The sequence below is a fragment of the Allobosea sp. FG18 genome (assembly GCF_057809495.1).
On sequence record NZ_JBMDKB010000012.1, the window covers coordinates 134,608 to 152,220 of the forward strand.

Annotated in this window: 15 protein-coding genes and 1 tRNA gene; 11 read left to right on the forward strand and 5 right to left on the reverse strand. The window is 66.8% G+C overall.

Annotated elements, in window-relative coordinates; translation table 11 throughout:
- Nucleotides 1-11: 11 nt before the first annotated feature.
- The 3 genes from aroQ to accC all read left to right on the forward strand — a co-directional run bounded on the left by aroQ (nucleotide 12) and on the right by accC (nucleotide 2,402).
- The gene (aroQ, locus tag ACODTJ_RS15060; protein WP_454656844.1) at nucleotides 12-467 is read left to right on the forward strand and encodes a type II 3-dehydroquinate dehydratase; all 456 of its coding nucleotides are present in this window, start codon (nucleotides 12-14) and stop codon (nucleotides 465-467) included.
- 73 nt (nucleotides 468-540) lie between these two features.
- The gene (accB, locus tag ACODTJ_RS15065) at nucleotides 541-1,005 is read left to right on the forward strand and encodes an acetyl-CoA carboxylase biotin carboxyl carrier protein (protein WP_454656843.1); all 465 of its coding nucleotides are present in this window, start codon (nucleotides 541-543) and stop codon (nucleotides 1,003-1,005) included.
- Nucleotides 1,006-1,040: 35 nt separating this feature from the next.
- Entirely contained in the window at nucleotides 1,041-2,402 is a 1,362-nt protein-coding gene (gene accC, locus ACODTJ_RS15070) for an acetyl-CoA carboxylase biotin carboxylase subunit (RefSeq protein ID WP_454656842.1), read from the forward strand.
- Nucleotides 2,403-2,633: 231 nt separating this feature from the next.
- Here the strand turns inward: accC and ACODTJ_RS15075 are convergent, their stop codons facing one another.
- Complete coding sequence (locus ACODTJ_RS15075; protein WP_454656841.1) at nucleotides 2,634-3,746, reverse strand: M20 family metallopeptidase; 1,113 nt, start codon at nucleotides 3,744-3,746, stop codon at nucleotides 2,634-2,636.
- A 242-nt stretch (nucleotides 3,747-3,988) separates the two neighbouring features.
- On the opposite strand from ACODTJ_RS15075, the gene ACODTJ_RS15080 reads away from it, so the two are divergent.
- Nucleotides 3,989-4,062, forward strand: a tRNA-Gln gene (locus ACODTJ_RS15080).
- Nucleotides 4,063-4,166: 104 nt separating this feature from the next.
- On the opposite strand, the gene ACODTJ_RS15085 is transcribed toward ACODTJ_RS15080, so the two are convergent.
- Nucleotides 4,167-4,919, reverse strand: coding sequence for a TetR/AcrR family transcriptional regulator (locus tag ACODTJ_RS15085; protein WP_454656823.1), 753 nt, complete (start codon nucleotides 4,917-4,919; stop codon nucleotides 4,167-4,169).
- Between ACODTJ_RS15085 and ACODTJ_RS15090 the strand changes: the two genes are divergently transcribed.
- The 5 genes from ACODTJ_RS15090 to ACODTJ_RS15110 all read left to right on the forward strand — a co-directional run bounded on the left by ACODTJ_RS15090 (nucleotide 4,918) and on the right by ACODTJ_RS15110 (nucleotide 11,273).
- Nucleotides 4,918-6,141 (forward strand): efflux RND transporter periplasmic adaptor subunit, encoded by a 1,224-nt coding sequence (locus ACODTJ_RS15090; RefSeq protein WP_454656822.1) that lies wholly within the window; start codon nucleotides 4,918-4,920, stop codon nucleotides 6,139-6,141. The two genes, ACODTJ_RS15085 and ACODTJ_RS15090, sit on opposite strands and share 2 nt — an antisense overlap.
- Before the next feature lie 4 nt (nucleotides 6,142-6,145).
- Complete coding sequence (locus tag ACODTJ_RS15095; RefSeq protein WP_454656821.1) at nucleotides 6,146-9,277, forward strand: efflux RND transporter permease subunit; 3,132 nt, start codon at nucleotides 6,146-6,148, stop codon at nucleotides 9,275-9,277.
- A 60-nt stretch (nucleotides 9,278-9,337) separates the two neighbouring features.
- A complete protein-coding gene (locus ACODTJ_RS15100; RefSeq protein WP_454656820.1) occupies nucleotides 9,338-9,604 on the forward strand; it encodes a hypothetical protein in 267 nt (88 codons plus the stop codon).
- A 17-nt stretch (nucleotides 9,605-9,621) separates the two neighbouring features.
- Nucleotides 9,622-9,906: a hypothetical protein gene (locus ACODTJ_RS15105; protein WP_454656819.1), complete on the forward strand. Its 285-nt coding sequence runs from the start codon at nucleotides 9,622-9,624 to the stop codon at nucleotides 9,904-9,906.
- A 200-nt stretch (nucleotides 9,907-10,106) separates the two neighbouring features.
- Entirely contained in the window at nucleotides 10,107-11,273 is a 1,167-nt protein-coding gene (locus ACODTJ_RS15110) for a Gfo/Idh/MocA family protein (RefSeq protein WP_454656818.1), read from the forward strand.
- 201 nt (nucleotides 11,274-11,474) lie between these two features.
- Here ACODTJ_RS15110 and glpK read toward each other — a convergent pair whose 3' ends face one another.
- The gene (gene glpK, locus ACODTJ_RS15115) at nucleotides 11,475-12,977 is read right to left on the reverse strand and encodes a glycerol kinase GlpK (RefSeq protein WP_454656817.1); all 1,503 of its coding nucleotides are present in this window, start codon (nucleotides 12,975-12,977) and stop codon (nucleotides 11,475-11,477) included.
- Between the two features lie 257 nt (nucleotides 12,978-13,234).
- Here glpK and ACODTJ_RS15120 point away from each other — a divergent pair, with 257 nt between their 5' ends.
- Complete coding sequence (locus tag ACODTJ_RS15120; RefSeq protein WP_454656816.1) at nucleotides 13,235-14,314, forward strand: Ppx/GppA phosphatase family protein; 1,080 nt, start codon at nucleotides 13,235-13,237, stop codon at nucleotides 14,312-14,314.
- 10 nt (nucleotides 14,315-14,324) lie between these two features.
- Entirely contained in the window at nucleotides 14,325-15,059 is a 735-nt protein-coding gene (locus tag ACODTJ_RS15125) for an RlmE family RNA methyltransferase (protein WP_454656815.1), read from the forward strand.
- 279 nt (nucleotides 15,060-15,338) lie between these two features.
- Here ACODTJ_RS15125 and ACODTJ_RS15130 read toward each other — a convergent pair whose 3' ends face one another.
- Together ACODTJ_RS15130 and ACODTJ_RS15135 are read right to left on the reverse strand one after the other, a co-directional pair.
- Nucleotides 15,339-15,959: a hypothetical protein gene (locus tag ACODTJ_RS15130; protein WP_454656814.1), complete on the reverse strand. Its 621-nt coding sequence runs from the start codon at nucleotides 15,957-15,959 to the stop codon at nucleotides 15,339-15,341.
- A gap of 36 nt (nucleotides 15,960-15,995) precedes the next feature.
- On the reverse strand, nucleotides 15,996-17,435 hold the full coding sequence (locus tag ACODTJ_RS15135) for a DHA2 family efflux MFS transporter permease subunit (protein WP_454656813.1): 1,440 nt from the start codon (nucleotides 17,433-17,435) through the stop codon (nucleotides 15,996-15,998).
- Nucleotides 17,436-17,613 lie beyond the last annotated feature (178 nt).

Below are 17,613 nucleotides of genomic sequence, written 5' to 3' on the forward strand. Positions count from 1 at the left end.
CAACGCCACCTATGGTCGCCGTCCACGTCCTGAACGGACCCAATCTCAACCTGCTCGGAACCCGCGAGCCCGGAACCTATGGCGCGGTCACGCTGGCCGGCGTCGAGGAGCGCCTGCGCCGCAAGGCAGAGGCGGCGGGCGTCGATCTCACCTTCCGCCAGACCAATTTCGAGGGCGAGCTCGTCACCTTCATCCAGCAGGCGGGTTTGGCCGGCGCCGGCGTCATCATCAACGCGGGCGCCTATACCCACACCTCGGTGGCCCTGCGCGACGCGATCAAGGGCGTCGATGCGCTGGCGATCGAGGTCCATATCTCCAACGTGCATGCGCGCGAGGAATTCCGGCACCATTCCTATATGGCGCCGGTCTGCGTCGGCGTGATCTGCGGCTTCGGCGTCGCGAGCTATGATCTCGCTCTCGACGCGATCGTGCCGCTGCTGGAAAAGCGGGCGGCGAAGACCGCCTGAACCTTTTTGAACGGGAGCACGGCCAGGGCCGTCGCCTCCATCCGAATATCCGAAGAAGACGGTGATACCCGCCATGGCGACCAAGAGCCCGATCGACCCCGAACTTGTCCGCGAGCTTGCAGAGCTCCTGAACCAGACCGATCTCACCGAGATCGAGGTCGAAAAGGGCGATCTGCGCGTCCGCGTCGCCCGCAACATCTCCACGACCGTGCAGGTTCCCGCCGCTGCCCCGATGGTCGCGATGCCGGCCCCGGTCGCCGCCGCGGTTGCCGCTCCGGTCGAGGCCAAGCCGACCGCGGCCCATCCCGGCGCCGTGCCCTCCCCGATGGTCGGCACCGCCTATCGCCGCCCCTCGCCCGATGCCAAGCCCTTCGTCGAAGTGGGCAGCATCGTGAAGCAGGGCGAGCGCATCCTGCTCGTCGAGGCGATGAAGACCTTCAACGACATCGTCGCGCCCCGCGCCGGCAAGGTCACGGCCATCATGGTCGAGGACGGCCAGCCGGTGGAATACGGCGAGCCGCTGCTGGTGATCGAGTGAGCGTGGCGCCGCGCGCCGCCGATTTGGATTTCAAGATGTTCGACAAGATCCTGATCGCCAATCGTGGAGAGATCGCGCTGCGCGTGCTGCGCGCCGCCAAGGAGCTCGGCATCGCGACCGTCGCTGTGCATTCCACGGCCGACGCCAACGCCATGCATGTGCGCCTCGCCGATGAGAGCGTCTGCATCGGGCCGCCGCCGGCCCGCGAGAGCTATCTCAACATCCCCGCCCTGATCGCGGCTTGCGAGATCACCGGCGCCGATGCGGTCCATCCCGGCTACGGCTTCCTCTCCGAGAACGCCCGCTTCGCCGACATCCTGGACCGGCACAACATCACCTTCATCGGCCCCAAGGCCGAGCATATCCGCTCGATGGGCGACAAGATCGAGGCCAAGCGCACCGCCAAGCGCCTCGGCATTCCCTGTGTGCCCGGCTCCGAGGGCGGCGTCGCCGACGAGGCCGAGGCGCTGCGCATCATCCGCGAGATCGGCCTGCCCGTCATCATCAAGGCTGCCTCCGGCGGCGGCGGCAAGGGCATGAAGGTGGTCCGCACCGAGGACGAGATCGCCGTCCTGCTCGCCACCGCTCGCAGCGAGGCCAAGGCCAATTTCGGCGATGACGCGGTCTATATCGAGAAATACCTCGAGAAGCCGCGCCATATCGAGATCCAGGTGCTCGGCGACGGCCGCGGCAACGCCATCCATCTCGGCGAGCGCGACTGCTCGCTGCAGCGTCGCCACCAGAAAGTCTGGGAAGAAGGCCCCTCGCCTGCGCTGAATGCCGGCGAGCGCGACCGGATCGGCGAGATCTGCGCCAAGGCGATGCGCGAGCTGCAATATCGCGGCGCCGGCACAATCGAGTTCCTCTACGAGGATGGCGAGTTCTACTTCATCGAGATGAACACCCGCATCCAGGTCGAGCATCCGGTGACCGAGATGATCACCGGGATCGACCTCGTCAACGAGCAGATCCGCATCGCCGCGGGCGCGCCGCTCTCGCTCAAGCAGTCCGACATCATCATCGAGGGCCATGCCATCGAGTGCCGGGTCAATGCCGAGCATCACGCGACCTTCCGCCCCTCGCCCGGCAAGATCGCCTCGTTCCACACGCCGGGCGGCCTCGGCGTGCGCGTCGATTCGGCGGCCTATCAGGGCTATTCGATCCCGCCGCATTATGACTCGCTCGTCGGCAAGCTGATCGTGCATGGCCGTAACCGCGACGAATGCCTGATGCGCCTGCGCCGTTCGCTCGACGAGTTCGTCGTCGACGGCGTCGATACGACGCTCCCGCTGTTCCGCACGCTGGTGCGCAACCAGGACATCCTCAACGGCGACTACAACATCCACTGGCTCGAGAAATTCCTCGCCGCCGGCGGCATGGGCGAGCCGGAAGCCTGAGGCTTCGGCAGCTCCCGATATGAAAAAGCCCCTCGCGATGCGAGGGGCTTTTTTCTTGTCCACTGCTCTCGAATTCAAATCCGCGTGTCATCCCGGGCGGAGCGAAGCCCAGCCCCGGGATCCATGCCGGAGCGCTTCCATGAAAGGTTCAGGCATGGATCCCGGGTCTCCCTGCGGTCGCCCGGGATGACCCGCGTCGTCCTTGAAAACCGATACAGAAGCAGATCGCGCTCAGATCGTTTGCAGCAGGCCCTTCATCAGCGCCTGCCGCGGCGCGATGGACGAGATCAGCCCGTATTCCTGCAACGTATGGGCGCCGTCACCGTCGATGCCGAGCCCGTCGAGGGTGGGCACGCCGAGTGCCGCCGTGAAATTGCCGTCTGAGCCGCCGCCGGTCATCGGGCAATCCTGCAGGTCGAAGCCGACATCGGCCGCGACCTTGCGCGCCAGCTCGAACAGCTCGGCCACGGCGTCCGACTTCTCGTAGGGTGGCCGGTTCATGCCACCGGTGATGCGGAGCTGAACATCCGGATCATGCGGTTTCAGGCTGAGGATGCGGTTCTCCATCATCGTGCCATCGGCGAGCGTAGTGACGCGGCAATCGACGCTGAACCAGGCATGCTGCGGAATGACATTCGCCGCTGTACCGCCGCCGATCAGCGCGACGCTGGTGGTGATGCCGCGCGCATAATCGGTCATGCCCTCGATCGCGAGGATCTGGTGCGCCGCCTCGCGGATGGCGCTGCGCCCGTCGGCATGTTTCGAGCCGGCATGGGCCGGACGCCCTTCCAGCCTGACGTCGAAGCGGCCGACGCCCTTTCGAGCAGTCACGATCTTGCCGCCCGAGCGCGCTGGCTCGGTGACGAGCACCGCCTTCGATCCCTTGCCGATCTCCTCAATCAACGCGCGGCTTGTCGGCGAGCCGATCTCCTCGTCCGGCGTGAACAGGAAGGTCATCGGCCGCTTGGCCGAGCCTGCGGCCGCGACCTGCTTGAAGGCCTGCAGGGCGAGCCAGGCACCGCCCTTCATGTCGTAGACACCGGGGCCGTAGAGCCGGTCTCCCTCGATCCTGACGGGTAATTCCTTGGCGCTGGTACCGACCGGATGCACCGTATCGAGATGCGACATCACGGCGACAGCGGGCTGGCCGTTGTCGAGACCGGCGCGCAGCACGACCATGTCGCCGAGCCCGTCGCGGCCGGGAATGCGCTCGACCGCGATCGGCAGCCCGGCGACCTCCTTCTGGACGAGGTCCATCATGCCGTTCAGGCCGGCAGGGTGGCTGGTGGGGCTTTCAAGCGCAACCCAGACGGAGAGCGCGGCGGCGGCGTCATGCTGATTCATGCCGAGATGTTCTCCGATGAGGGCGGTGACGCGCAAGGCGAGTTGCATGCGCCCTGCGCAGATCGGTAGCGCAACCGCCAGTGCAGGCCGGAACGACCGAGCCCGAGCGGTCTCGCAGAAGGTGCATGACGACGTTTCTGTGAAGCGTTTCGCATCGACGATGAATTCTGCTCTTGCCAAGCCGGATCGCATTGATTAGACCCCGGCTCACCAACGCGGCGCTGCACCAAGCGCCCTGTCGTTGGGGGATCGTCTAACGGTAGGACCCCAGACTCTGACTCTGGTTGTCTAGGTTCGAATCCTAGTCCCCCAGCCACTCCTGCGTGGCTCGGCCAAGCCGAAACTCATCATTCGCGAACATAATGGGCGGGCGCGCATTTCAGCGAGCTTCAGCTCCTTCATGCGTCGCCATCCTGCCGATCACCCGGCCTGCGCCGCCACTCCCTCCAGGAACACCGTGAGGCAGAGCCGCGCGTGCCGCATCCGCTCCTCGACTGTCAGCAGCCGGTCGCCGGGAAAGCGCTTGATCAGCACCGAGAAGATCATGTCCATCAACATGCGAGCCAGCGCATCTGCAGGAAAGGCGCGAAGCATGCCGCGTTCCTGCTGGCCAACGAGCCAATCCTCAAGAAGGCGTCGCGCGGGCTCCGCGCCCTCCTGCTCGATCATTTCGCCGATCTCGCTGAACCGATCCGAATCGGCAAGGACGAGCCTGATGAAGGCCAATCGATCGCGATTGTCGATATCGTCGATGTCGAGGCGGAAGATCGCGGCAAGCGTCTCCAGCAGCGGCAGAGCCTCGCCGCCAGGGCGCGGCAGCGCCAGCATCGAGCGCCGGTGATCGGCCACCATCACCCGGAACAGATCGGTCTTGGCCGGGAACAACTGGTAGAGCGTGCGCTTCGAAACGCCGCAGCGCGCCGCCACCGCATCCATCGTCGTGCCGCCATAGCCCACATCGAGGAACAGATCGCGGGCGGAGTGCACGATCCGCTGACGCTCGGCATCGTCGGAACGCGTCTTGGGGCGCCCACGCCCCCGGATCGATGCGGATTTTTCGCTCGCTTTTCCGCTTGTCATCACTGCGCCCACCATCGCGCCGCATTCTTGCGTTTGACAGTCGCGGAAATCAAGAGATAAGAAACTCATCAGTTTCCAAAAGAGAGTCTGCATGCCGGCCGAGCGCGCCCCCTCCTCTTCCCGCCATGCCCTGCCGAGCGCTCTGCTGCTCGCAGCGATGCTGGCTGCCTGCAATTCCGAGAAGGCGGCGGCGCCGCCGCAGCCGCAGTTCCAGGTCAGCGTCGTCACGCTGCATCCGCAGCCCGTGGCGATCACGGCGGAGCTGCCGGGCCGCGTCTCGGCGAGCTTGATCGCCGAGATCCGGCCGCAGGTGAATGGCATCATCAAGTCGCGGCTGTTCCGCGAGGGCAGCGAGGTCAAGGCAGGGGACGTGCTCTACGAGATCGACCCAGCCCCCTATCAGGCCGCCCTCGACAGCGCTGTCGCCGCCCAGCACAAGGCCGAGGCCGCCGTCGCCAACGCGCAGGTGCGGGCCGATCGCTATCGCGAGCTGCTCCAGCGCAATGCCGGCAGCAAGCAGGATTCGGACGACGCCAACGCCACCCTGGGCCAGGCTCAGGCCGATGTCGCAGCCGCCAAGGCCAATGTCGAGGCGGCCAGGATCAACCTCGCCTACACCAAGGTCACCGCGCCGATCGACGGCCGCGTCGACAAGTCGGCGCTGACCCAGGGCGCGCTAGTCACCGCCAACCAGGCGGCCGTCCTGACCACGATCCGCAAGCTCGACCCGATCAATGTCGACGTCACCCAGTCGAGCACCAATCTGCTGAAGTTCCGCAACGACATCGCCTCGGGCCGGTTGAAGTTCACCGGGCCCAATGTCGCGGTGAAGCTCAAGCTCGACACCGGCGACGCCTACGCGCAATCGGGCAAACTCGAGTTCGCCGAGGCGAACATCAACGAGACCACCGGCACCTTCAGCGTGCGCGCCGAGTTCCCGAATCCGGAGCGGCTGCTGCTGCCCGGCATGTTCGTCCGCGCCGAGATCCAGGAAGGCATCGCCGAGAACAATTTCCTGCTGCCGCAGCGCGCCGTCGGGCGCAACACCAAGGGCGAGGCAACCGCCAAGTTCGTCTCGGCCGAAGGCAAGGTCGAGGAGCGCGTGCTGAATACGCGCCGCCATATCGGCAACAACTGGCTGGTCGACAGCGGCGTGAAGGATGGCGAGCGCATCATCGTCGAGGGCGGCCAGCTCGTGCGCCCGGGCCAGAGCGTGACCGTGAACGAGGTCAGCGTCGATGAAGCAACTGGCGAGCTGAAATCCGCCAACCGCCGGGCCGAATTGCCCGCCGCCGGCAACACGGCGAAGAACTGACGCCATGTCGCGCTTCTTCATCGAAAGGCCGATCTTCGCCTGGGTCGTCGCCATCGTCATCATGCTGGCGGGGCTGCTCGCCCTGCGCAGCCTGCCGATCTCGCAATATCCGCAGATCGCGCCGACGACCGTCCAGATCAGTGCCAACTATCCCGGCGCCGACGCGCAGACCGTCGAGAACTCGGTGACCAAGGTCATCGAGCAAGGCATGACCGGCGTCGACAACCTGCAATACATGACGGCGACCTCGACCTCGACCGGCAACGCCCAGATCACCCTGACCTTCAACAGCCAGGCCGATCCCGACGTCGCGCAGATGCAGGTGCAGAACAAGCTGCAGCTCGTCACGCGCCAGCTGCCGGCCGTGGTGCAGAGCACCGGCATCTCGGTCGCCAAGGCCTCCACCGGCTTTCTGATGGTCGTCGCCTTCGTCTCGCAGGACGGGCGGATGTCGACGACCGACCTCGCCGACTATGTCGACTCGACCCTCAACGACACGCTGAAGCGTGTCGAGGGCGTCGGCTCGACCCAGCTCTTCGGCGCCGGCTATGCCATGCGCATCTGGCTCGACCCCGACAAGCTGCGCAAATACGCGCTGATGCCGAGCGACATTGCCGTCGCCATCGAGGCACAGAACACGCAGGTCTCGGCCGGCCAGCTCGGCGGCCTGCCCCAGGTCGGCGGCCAGCAGCTCAACGCCACCGTGACCGCGCTCTCGCGATTGCAGACGGTCTCGCAGTTCGAGAACATCATCCTCAAGAGCGGTGCCTCCGGCTCGATCGTCCGGCTGAATGACGTCGCCCGCGTCGAGCTCGGCGCCAAGAGCTACGACACCGTCTCGTTCTACAACGGCAAGCCGACGACCGGCCTCGCCATCAGCCTCGCCACCGGCGCCAACGCGATCGACACCGCCAAGGCCGTGACCGCGACGATCGAGCGCCTGAAGCAGACGCTGCCGGAAGGCGTCGAGGTCACCTACCCCTACGACACCACGCCCTTCGTGACGCTCTCAATCGAGAAGGTCGTCCACACGCTGTTCGAGGCGATCATCCTCGTCTTCATCGTGATGTACGTCTTCCTGCAGAACCTGCGCGCGACCTTCATCCCGATGCTGGCCGTGCCCGTCGTGCTGCTCGGCACCTTCGGCGTGCTGGCGCTCGCCGGCTACTCGATCAACACGCTGACGATGTTCGCGATGGTGCTCGCCATCGGCCTGCTCGTCGACGACGCCATCGTAGTCGTCGAAAATGTCGAGCGCGTGATGCAGGAGGAGAAGCTTTCGCCCAAGGAAGCGACGATCAAGTCGATGGGCGAGATCACCGGCGCGCTGGTCGGCATCGCCACCGTGCTCTCGGCCGTGTTCGTGCCGATGGCCTTCTTCGGCGGCTCGGTCGGCATCATCTATCGTCAGTTCTCGATCACGATCGTCACCGCGATGGCACTGTCGGTCGTGGTGGCGCTGGTGCTCACCCCTGCGCTTTGCGCCACGCTGCTCAAGCCGCACGGCGATCATGGCCCGCGCAAGGGCTTCTTCGGCTGGTTCAACCGCAATTTCGAACGCACCACCAATGGTTACCGCTCCGGCGTCGCCGGGATGATCGCGCGGCCCATGCGCTTCCTGATGGTCTTCCTGCTGATCGGCGGCGGCATGGCCTGGCTCTTCGTCCGCATGCCCTCCTCCTTCCTGCCCGACGAGGACCAGGGCATCCTGCTGACCGTCGTACAGCTTCCCGTCGGCGCCACGCAGGACCGGACGCTGCGCGTGCTCGACCAGGTTCAGAAGCACTATCTCGAAAAGGAGAAGGACCTGGTCGAGGGCGTGCTGACCGTCGCCGGCTTCAGCTTCGCCGGCCAGGGCCAGAATGTCGGCCTCGCCTTCGTCCGCCTGAAGCCCTTCGCGGAACGCACCGGCAAACAGGCAGCGGCCCAGGCCATCGCCGGCCGCGCCATGGGCGCCTTCCGGTCGATCAAGGATGGCACGGTCTACGCGCTGGCCCCCCCGGCGATCCAGGGCTTCGGCAATACCGCCGGCTTCGACTTCTATCTGCAGGACATCGCCGGTGCCGGCCATGCCCGGCTGATGGAAGCCCGCAACCAGCTGCTGGGCCTTGCCGCTCAAAGCAAGCTGCTCACCGGCACGCGCCCGAACGGGCAGGAGGACACCCCCCAATACTCAGTCGAGATCGACCAGGAGAAGGCGAGCGCGCTGACCCTGCCCCTCGCCGCGATCAACAACACCCTGTCGACCGCCTGGGGCTCGGCCTATGTCAACGACTTCATCGACCGCGGCCGCGTGAAATCCGTCTATGTCCAGTCGGATGCGCCCTTCCGCATGCAGCCCGGCGATATCGGGCGCTGGTATGTCCGCAACCAGGGCGGCGAGATGGTACCGTTCACCGCCTTCGCCTCAGGACGCTGGACCTACGGTTCGCCACGGCTTGAGCGCTACAACGGGTCGGCGGCGATCCAGATGCAGGGTGCGGCCTCTGCCGGCGTCAGCTCCGGCGCGGCGATGGAGGAGATCGACCGGCTGATCACGCAACTGCCGACTGGTTTCGGCCATGAATGGACCGGCCTGTCCTTCCAGGAACGGCTCTCCGGCAGCCAGGCGGTCGCGCTCTACGCCCTCTCGATGCTGGTCGTCTTCCTCTGCCTTGCGGCGCTCTACGAGAGCTGGTCGATTCCCTTCGCGGTCATGCTGTCGGTGCCGATCGGCATCTTCGGCGCCCTGCTCGCGGCGACGCTCTTCGGCCAGACCAACGACGTCTACTTCAAGGTCGGCCTGCTGACGACGATCGGCCTTGCCGCCAAGAACGCGATCCTCATCGTCGAGTTCGCCATCGAGCAGGAAGCCAAGGGCAAGGGCCTCGTCGAGGCGACGCTGGAAGCGGCGCGCCAGCGCCTGCGGCCGATCCTGATGACCTCGCTCGCCTTCGTGCTGGGCGTGACGCCTTTGGCCGTTGCCACGGGCGCTGGATCGGGGAGCCAGAACTCGATCGGCATCGGCGTGATGGGCGGCATGATCGCCGCGACCGTGATCGGCGTGTTCTTCGTTCCGCTTCTCTATGTCGGCGTCGTGCGCCTCGTCCGGCGCTTGCGCCGCGCCGAGCCGACAGGCGCGACCGCCGCCGAGTGAATGACGGGGGCGCAGCTAGCAACGGCTGCGCCCCCGCGACGAAGCTGCTAGACTGCCGCCATGACCGAATTTCCCGACATCATCCGCTCGCCCCTGTCGCAGTCCTTCACCCATGACGGCCTGACCGTGCGGGTCGAGATCTACAAGATCCAGGGCACCGACGGCTGGACCCTCGAGCTCATCGACGAGCAAGGCGGCTCGACCGTCTGGCAGGACGCTTTCGCCACCGATGCCGACGCCTTCGCCGAGTTCACCGACGGCGTCGAGCAGCTCGGGCTCGACCGCCTGATCGACCCGGACGACGACGACCTCGCCACCGTGCACTGAGCGGCCGGCAGCGTTCCATGCGCCATACCGACGAGCTTGATGCGCTTCGCGCCGCCCGAGACACGCTCCGCCAGCGAATTGCGGAGCGCCTTGCCCTTGAAGCCGGCACGCCCATCGAAGGCGCGTTGCCGGAATCCTGGCTGACGGCCGCCGACGAAGCGATCGAGACGTGGGAGAGCGAGGGCGAGGAGGCGCAGGATTCGCGCGCCTTCCGCCCGATCGGCCCGCTGCAGGACATGCTGACGGATCATGCCGCGCTCGTCGAGCGGATCGCCGATACGCTCGACCGGCGCCTGTCCTAGTCTGTTGTCATTCCGGGGCGCGCCGCAGGCGCAAACCCGGAAACCACGACTGGGCGAGACGTTCCATGCCACTTAGTCAGAGACACGCCCGGTCGTGGGTTCCGGGTTCTTCGCTACGCGAAGCCCCGGAATGACAAAGGTGGTTCCGACATGGAGCCAACTTGCAATTGACCGTACCGCCTAGAATGTCAGGTCACGCGATGAACGACGAAACCCCGCGCAAGCTGCGCTATGCCATGATCGGCGGCGGCCGCGATGCCTTCATCGGCGCCGTGCACCGCCATGCCATCGCGCTCGACGGACAGGCGGAACTGGTCGCAGGCGCCCTCTCCTCGACGCCGGAGCGCGCCCGCGAATCCGGCCGCGCGCTGGGGCTCACCGATGCGCATAATCACGCAAGCTGGCAGGCCCTGCTCGAAGCCGAGCTCGCTCGCCCGATGGCGGAGCGCGTCGACATCGTCGTCATCGTCACGCCGACCGACACGCATTTCCCGATCGCGCAGGCTTTCGCCGAAGCCGGCTTCCATGTCGTCTGCGACAAGCCGCTGACCCATACCGGCCAACAGGCCACGACACTGGTCGAGACGGTCGCCCGCCAAGGCACGGTCTTCGGCGTCACCTACAACTACACCGGCTATCCGATGGTCCGGCAGGCGCGCGAGATGGTGCGCTCCGGCGCGCTCGGCCGCATCCGCAAGGTCGTGGTCGAGTATAACCAGGGCTGGCTCGCGACCGCATTGGAAGCGACCGGCAACAAGCAGGCGAGCTGGCGCACCGACCCGGCCCGCAGCGGCATTGCCGGCGCGCTCGGCGATATCGGCTCCCATGCCGAGAACCTCGTCTCGACCGTGGCGGGGCTTCAGATCGAGGAGCTGGTCGCCGATCTCGGCGCGCTCGTGCCCGGCCGTGCACTTGACGACGATGCCAGCATGCTCTTGCGCTTCAAGGGCGGTGCGCGCGGCGTCCTCGTCGCCTCGCAGATCAATGCCGGGCTGGAGAACGACCTGCGCCTGCGCGTCTCCGGCGAGAACGGCACGCTGGAATGGCGGCAGGAGGAACCGAACCGGCTCGTCCATCACCGCCGCGAGGGGCCGACCGAGATCTTCACGCGCGCCTCGCCCTGGCTCTGCGAATCGGCCCGCCGCGCCGGCCACATCCCGGCGGGACATCCGGAGGGCTTTATCGAGGCCTTCGCCAATATCTATCGCGGCGTCTTTGCCGATATCCGCGCCCGCAAGGCCGGCACGACGGCCGATCCGCTGGATGCGGACTATCCGACGGTCGGTGACGGCGCCCGCGGCGTGCGCTTCATCGAATGCGCGGTGGTGTCCTCCGCCGAGCGGCGCTGGCTGCCCTTCTCAAGTTAGTCGCTCCGGCCTTATCGCAGCAGCGCCCAACTCTACCTTTGTCATTCCGGGGCGCGCCGCAGGCGCGAACCCGGAACCCACGACTGGGCGAGACCTTCAATACCCAAATGTCAGCCGCTCACCCAGTCGTGGATTCCGGGTTCTTCGCTACGCGAAGCCCCGGAATGACAAAGGTAATTGCGCAGACCGAGGAGCCCTGCCTCAATTCCCGCTCAGCGCCCTCCGCACGCTGTCGCGCCAGCCGGTGACCTTGCGCTTGCGTTCGCTGGCGGCCATGGCCGGTGAGAAGCGCCGCTCCAGCCGCCACATGTCTGCGAAACGACCCGGCTCCGGCAGCAGGCCGGCATCGAGCCCGGCGAGATAGGCGGCGCCGAGCGCCGTCGTCTCCAGCACGTTCGGCCGGTCGACCGGCAGGTCGAGGATGTCGGCGAGGCGCTGCATCGTCCAGTCGGAGGCGACCATGCCGCCATCGACCCGCAGCACGGATTGCTTGCCGGCGCCGGCATCCGGCCAGTCGGCCCGCATCGCCTCGACGAGGTCGAGCGTCTGGTAGCAGACGCTTTCCAGCGCCGCCTGTGCGAATTCGCGCGGGCCGGAGTTGCGGGTCAGGCCGAACATGGCGCCGCGTGCATGCGCGTCCCAATGCGGTGCGCCCAAGCCCACGAATGCCGGCACCAGATAGACGTGCTGTTCGGGATCGGCGGCTTCGGCCAGCGGCCCGGTCTCGCTCGCCTTTTCGATGATGCCGAGCCCGTCGCGCAGCCATTGCACCGCCGCGCCTGCGATGAAGATCGAGCCTTCCAGCGCATAGGTGCGCTTGCCGCCGAGCTGATAGGCGACGGTGCTGAGCAGGCGGTGCTTCGAGCGTACCGGCGTGTCGCCCGTGTTCAGCAGCGCGAAGCAGCCGGTGCCGTAGGTCGATTTCACCATGCCCGGCGAGAAGCAGGCCTGCCCGATCGTCGCCGCCTGCTGGTCGCCGGCCATGCCGCGCACCGCGATGGGAGCCCCGAACAATTCCGGCGCCGTATCGCCGAAATGGGCGGAGCAGTCGCGTACCTGCGGCAACAGCGCTACCGGAATCCCAAACAGCTCGAGCAGGTCCGAATCCCAGACGCCGCGGCCGATATCGAACAACATGGTGCGGGCAGCGTTGGTGGCATCGGTCGCATGCACGGCCCCGCCGGTCAGGCGCCAGAGCAGGAAGCAGTCGATCGTGCCGAAGGCGAGCTCGCCCGCTTCCGCCCGGCGCCGGGCTCCCGGGACGTTGTCGAGCAGCCAGGCGATCTTGGTCGCGGAGAAATAGGGATCGATGCGCAGGCCGGTGCGCTCGGCGACAAGCTCCTCATGGCCGGCGGCAACGAGATTCGCACAGGCCTTTGCCGTGCGCCGGTCCTGCCAGACGATGGCGCGGTGGATCGCCCGCCCCGTCCGGCGATCCCAGATCAGCGTCGTCTCGCGCTGGTTGGTGATGCCGATGCCGGCGATGTCGGCTGCGCTCAGGCCGCCCTTGGCGATGGCCTCGCGCGCCGTCGCGAGCACGCTGTCCCAGATATCCTCGGGCTCATGCTCGACCCAGCCCGAGGCCGGAAAATGCTGCGGAAACTCGCGCTGGGCACTGGCCACCACGCCGAGCGACGCATCGAACAGGATCGCCCGCGAGGAGGTCGTGCCCTGATCGATGGCGAGGATATGTCTGGCGGCCATGTCGGTTCCCTGCCCGTCTCATTGGTCGGCGGAGACTGGCCGATGAGCCGGTCCCCGCGCAAGCGCGTCCCAAGCGAATGTCCGACAAGTCTCCCGCCGGGCAAGGTTCTGCTTGGCATGTCGCTTGCCCTGTAGTTAGCTCATCATGAAGCAGGGCCGCGCCGGGTCGCGGCCCCTGTCCGTGCCCCAGGTGTCGGACAGGTTGAGAGGTTGAATCGGTGGCGGTCGAGGACCGGCAACAACGGGATGTCGCGCCCATGGCGCGGCCACAGAGACATGACGCCGATCCGCAACGGAACGGCGCAATCCCGGTTGGTGCGTCGTTCAGAAGCTTCGAACAGCCTGCGGCTTCCCGCCCGCCGGGCGCGACCTATGCCGCGCTCGATCTCGGCACCAATAATTGCCGCCTGCTGATCGCCCGGCCGGCGCAGCACGGCTTTCGCGTCGTCGACGCCTTCTCCCGCATCGTGCGCCTCGGCGAAGGCCTGGCCGCGAGCAGCCGGCTTGCGGATGCCGCGATGGATCGCGCCGTCGAGGCGCTGAAGATCTGCCGCGGCAAGATGGCGAATCGCGGCGTCACCCGCGCCCGCCTCGTCACGACAGAAGCCTGCCGCGCCGCCACCAACGGGCTCGACTTCATCCGCCGCGTCGCGGCGGAGGCGGAACTCGCGCTGGAGGTCATCGACCAGAGGACGGAAGCCGCGCTTGCCGTCTCCGGCTGCGCCGCCTTGGCCGATCCGGCGGCGGAAAGCGTCATCGTCTTCGATATCGGCGGCGGCTCGACCGAGATCGTCTGGCTCGGCGGCCGCAGCGAGGCGCGCGACCCTGCCGCCCGCATCCGCGAATGGGCCTCGCTGCCGATCGGCGTCGTCACGGTCGCCGAGCGCTATGGCGGCATCGAGGTCAGCCGCGACTTGTTCGAGCGGATGGTCGAGGATTGCGCGCAGGCGCTCGCGCCCTTCGCGAAGAAGGCCGCCGGAGCCAAGGACGCCCGCAGCTTCCATCTGCTCGGCACCTCCGGCACGGTCACGACGGTCGCCGGCATCCATCTCGACCTGCCGCGCTATGACCGGCGCGAGGTCGATGGGCTGTGGATGCATCAGCGCGATATCCTCACGGTGATCGACCGCCTGATCGAGATGGACTATGCCGCCCGGGCGGCGAATGCCTGCATCGGCCGCGAACGCGCCGATCTGGTGCTGGCCGGCTGCGCGATCTTCGAGGCGATCCGCCGCGCGTTCCCGAGCGAGCGCGTCCGTATCGCCGATCGCGGCCTTCGCGAGGGCATCCTGCTGCGCATGATGCATGAGGACCGCGCCTGGTGGCGGCGGAAATAGGTTCGATACAATGAGCACCGGAAAATCGGGCGGCAAAACCGGCGGCAAGCCTGCCGGCGCGCGCGACATGCGCGTCAAGGTCAAGAAGGCCGGCAAGCTCAAGCATTCCTCGCAGCTCTGGCTCGAGCGCCAGCTCAACGACCCCTATGTGAAGCGGGCCCGGGAGATGGGCTATCGCTCGCGCGCGGCGTTCAAGCTCGAGGAGATGGACGACCGCTACAAGTTCCTGAAACCCGGACAGCGGCTGGTCGATCTCGGCTGCGCGCCGGGCGGCTGGTGCCAGATTGCGGCCAAGCGCATCGGACTGGAGCAAGGCAAGGGCCATATCGTCGGCATCGACCTGCTGGCTGTCGATCCGATCCCCGGCGTCGACCTGATCCAGCTCGATTTCATGGCCGATGAAGCGCCTGCCCTGCTGACCGAGCGCCTCGGCGGCCGCGCCGATGGCGTGATGTCCGACATGGCCGCCAACACCACCGGTCACAAGAAAACCGACCACCTCAAGATCATCGCGCTCGCCGAGGCGGCGATCGAATTCGCTCACGACGTGCTGGCGCCGGGCGGCTTCTTCCTCGCCAAGCTGTTCCAGGGTGGTGACAGCGCCGAGCTTCTCGCCACGCTGAAGCGCGACTTCACCATGGTACGCAACGTCAAGCCGGCGGCGAGCCGCGCCGACTCCTCCGAGCTTTACGTCCTCGCGACCGGCTATCGCCGTCAGCAGCGGACTGAAGGCGGCGACGCCTGACCGACAACGGAGAGGCCGTGGCGCAGCCTGTTCCACGCATGGTCCCGGCACTTCAGGCAATTCTCGACGCAGAACTCGCGCGGGGAAATTCCGTCCTGAGCGTTGGCGATTGGCCGCCTGATTGCCGGCTTTTCGTCCAGCTGGCCCGCCCGTTCCGGAAGCGTTATTCCGCGCCGCCCGGCATCGTCCATGCGGTTCCGAACGACCCGCATTACTGGAAGGCCGAGTACCGAACGGCCGATGGCGCCGAATGCCTCGCCTGCGGATTCTAGGCCCCCCTCACTCCGGAAAGACATCGCGTGGCAGGTGGCGCGGATCGTAGGTCCCCGGAGCGCTCCGGACGACCGAGTTCCAGATCCAGAAGCCGAAGCCGCCGAGGCCGAAAAGCGGTCCCGCCACCTCTAAGAAGCCGGCCCGGCCGCTCAGGCCGATATAGAGCACCATCAGCCCGGCGCCGCCGAAGATCACGGCGGCGATGAGCGCGACGACGATCAGACCACGGTGGCGCCCCTCGGGGATGCCGCGCCGGAAGGCGACATGGCTCGGCCCGCCGGCAACGAGGCGGCGATGCAGGTCCTCGATGAAGGCGACGAAGGCGGTGTCCCGCTGCGGATCGTCCACGCCCCAGGGGCTGCTGGAATGCACGAAGAGCGGCCGGCCGGCCGAGAATGTCAGCTCCGCCAGCGCCTCCCAGGGTGATCGCGGGCCGCCATTGACCGCCTGCAGGCGCACACTGGTGAGCTTGGCGAAGGGCCGCAAGCCCGAGCGGCCATCGAGCTCGTAAGCGATGCCTTCGTCGCTGAGCGTCAGTTCGGTTTCGGCGAGCTTGAGCCGGGCCGCGCCGTCGCCGACGCAGAGCGTGTAGCGCGTCTCGTCCAAGGGCGCGGGCTCAACCTGCATGCCCTGACCCTGCGGCAAGTCAGGGAATCCCGCAAGCTAGTCGAGCGGCTTCTGCTCCGCAATCGCCTCGGCGGTGACCTTTCGCGCACTGACCGGCACGTGGCCAGAAACCTCGGCGCCGGCATCAGGCGCAAGCTGCATCATCCAGAACACCGACGAGGCCGAGATCAGACCGACGATCAGGAAGGCCGGCCAGAAATCCCCCGCCCCGAGCGTCTTGCCGCCGTGCAGGAAATGGGTCGTCTCCAGAGCGAAGGCGCCGATCGTCACGCCGATGCTGAGCGAGAGCTGCTGCGCGACGCTCGACATCGAGGTCGCGCTCGACATCTCGCGGTTGGAGACGTCGGCATAGCTCAGCGCGTTGATGCCGGTGAATTGCAGCGAGCGGAAGCAGCCGCCGACCAGCAGCACGGAGAGGATGATCGCGTGCGGCGTCGTCGGCGTGAACAGCCCGGACGCCGCGAGGAAGGCTGCACCGATCACGGCATTGACGGTCAGGACCCGCCGGAAGCCGAAACGGGCCAGGATGGTCCTCGCCAGCGTCTTCATGATCAGCGCGCCGGCCGCCGAGACGAAGGTGATCAGGCCGGACTGCAGCGCATCCAGTCCGAATCCGAGCTGCAGCATCAACGGCAGCAGGAAGGGAATCGCGCCGATGCCGGTCCGGAAGACCGAGCCGCCGATCACGCCGGTCCGGAAGGTCGGAATCCGGAACAGCGACAGGTTGAGCACCGGGTAAGGCACGCGCTGCGCATGGAACCAGTAGGCCGCCAGCGCCGCTGCACCGCCCAGCACGCAGGCGTAGGATACGACCTCTGGCACCAGATGGCGCCCGCCCGTATTGAGCCCGAGCATCAGGCTGGCGAAACCGCAGGAGGAGAGCAGGAAACCGCGGATATCGAGGGGCGGAACATCCTCCTCCCGGATATCCTCGAAGAACAGGCTCGCCAGCACGATGCCGACGAGGCCGATCGGGATGTTGATCAGGAAGATCCAGCGCCAGTCGAAATAGGTGGTGATGAAGCCGCCGAGCGGCGGCCCGACGACGGGGCCGACCAATGCCGGAATCGTCAGATAGGCGAGCGCGCCGACGATCTCCGACTTGCTGACGCTGCGCAGGATGACGAGGCGCCCGACCGGCACCATCATCGCCCCGCCCATGCCCTGGATGAAACGCGCGCCGACGAAAGCGCCGAGCGAGTTCGAGACCGCGCAGAGCAGCGAGCCCAGCATGAAGACGCAGAGCGCCGAGCGGAAGATCGTGCGGGCGCCGAAGCGATCCGCCATCCAGCCGGAGATCGGGATGAAGACGGCGAGGCTGACGAGATAGGAGGTCAGCGCAAGCTTCAGCGCGATCGGGTCCTCGCCCAGTGATTGCGCGATCACCGGCAGCGAGGTCGCGATCACCGTCGAGTCGGTGTTCTCCATGAACAGCGCGCAGGAGACGATCAGGGGCAGGAGTTTTGAGCGCTGCAAGTCTGTAGACCTTGAGACTTCGGACCTTAGGGCTTCGGACCTTCCGCGCCCGTCGAATTAGGCGCACTTGAAATCATAAGCTCGGCTATTAATGCGATGTGTAGGGAGTGACGAGAGCGAAATCGCGGCTTGCCGCTGGATTTGCCCGCTGCCTGCGCGTTTCCGCCATGCGCCTGGA

Bases quoted from the DNA above. Each gene is read 5' to 3' on its own strand.
- aroQ (WP_454656844.1), top strand. From the start codon at position 12: ATGGTCGCCGTCCACGTCCTGAACGGACCCAATCTCAACCTGCTCGGA.
- accB (WP_454656843.1), top strand. From the start codon at position 541: ATGGCGACCAAGAGCCCGATCGACCCCGAACTTGTCCGCGAGCTTGCA.
- accC (WP_454656842.1), top strand. From the start codon at position 1,041: ATGTTCGACAAGATCCTGATCGCCAATCGTGGAGAGATCGCGCTGCGC.
- ACODTJ_RS15075 (WP_454656841.1), bottom strand. From the start codon at position 3,746: ATGAATCAGCATGACGCCGCCGCCGCGCTCTCCGTCTGGGTTGCGCTT.
- ACODTJ_RS15090 (WP_454656822.1), top strand. From the start codon at position 4,918: ATGCCGGCCGAGCGCGCCCCCTCCTCTTCCCGCCATGCCCTGCCGAGC.
- ACODTJ_RS15085 (WP_454656823.1), bottom strand. From the start codon at position 4,919: ATGCAGACTCTCTTTTGGAAACTGATGAGTTTCTTATCTCTTGATTTC.
- ACODTJ_RS15095 (WP_454656821.1), top strand. From the start codon at position 6,146: ATGTCGCGCTTCTTCATCGAAAGGCCGATCTTCGCCTGGGTCGTCGCC.
- ACODTJ_RS15100 (WP_454656820.1), top strand. From the start codon at position 9,338: ATGACCGAATTTCCCGACATCATCCGCTCGCCCCTGTCGCAGTCCTTC.
- ACODTJ_RS15105 (WP_454656819.1), top strand. From the start codon at position 9,622: ATGCGCCATACCGACGAGCTTGATGCGCTTCGCGCCGCCCGAGACACG.
- ACODTJ_RS15110 (WP_454656818.1), top strand. From the start codon at position 10,107: ATGAACGACGAAACCCCGCGCAAGCTGCGCTATGCCATGATCGGCGGC.
- glpK (WP_454656817.1), bottom strand. From the start codon at position 12,977: ATGGCCGCCAGACATATCCTCGCCATCGATCAGGGCACGACCTCCTCG.
- ACODTJ_RS15120 (WP_454656816.1), top strand. From the start codon at position 13,235: ATGGCGCGGCCACAGAGACATGACGCCGATCCGCAACGGAACGGCGCA.
- ACODTJ_RS15125 (WP_454656815.1), top strand. From the start codon at position 14,325: ATGAGCACCGGAAAATCGGGCGGCAAAACCGGCGGCAAGCCTGCCGGC.
- ACODTJ_RS15130 (WP_454656814.1), bottom strand. From the start codon at position 15,959: ATGCAGGTTGAGCCCGCGCCCTTGGACGAGACGCGCTACACGCTCTGC.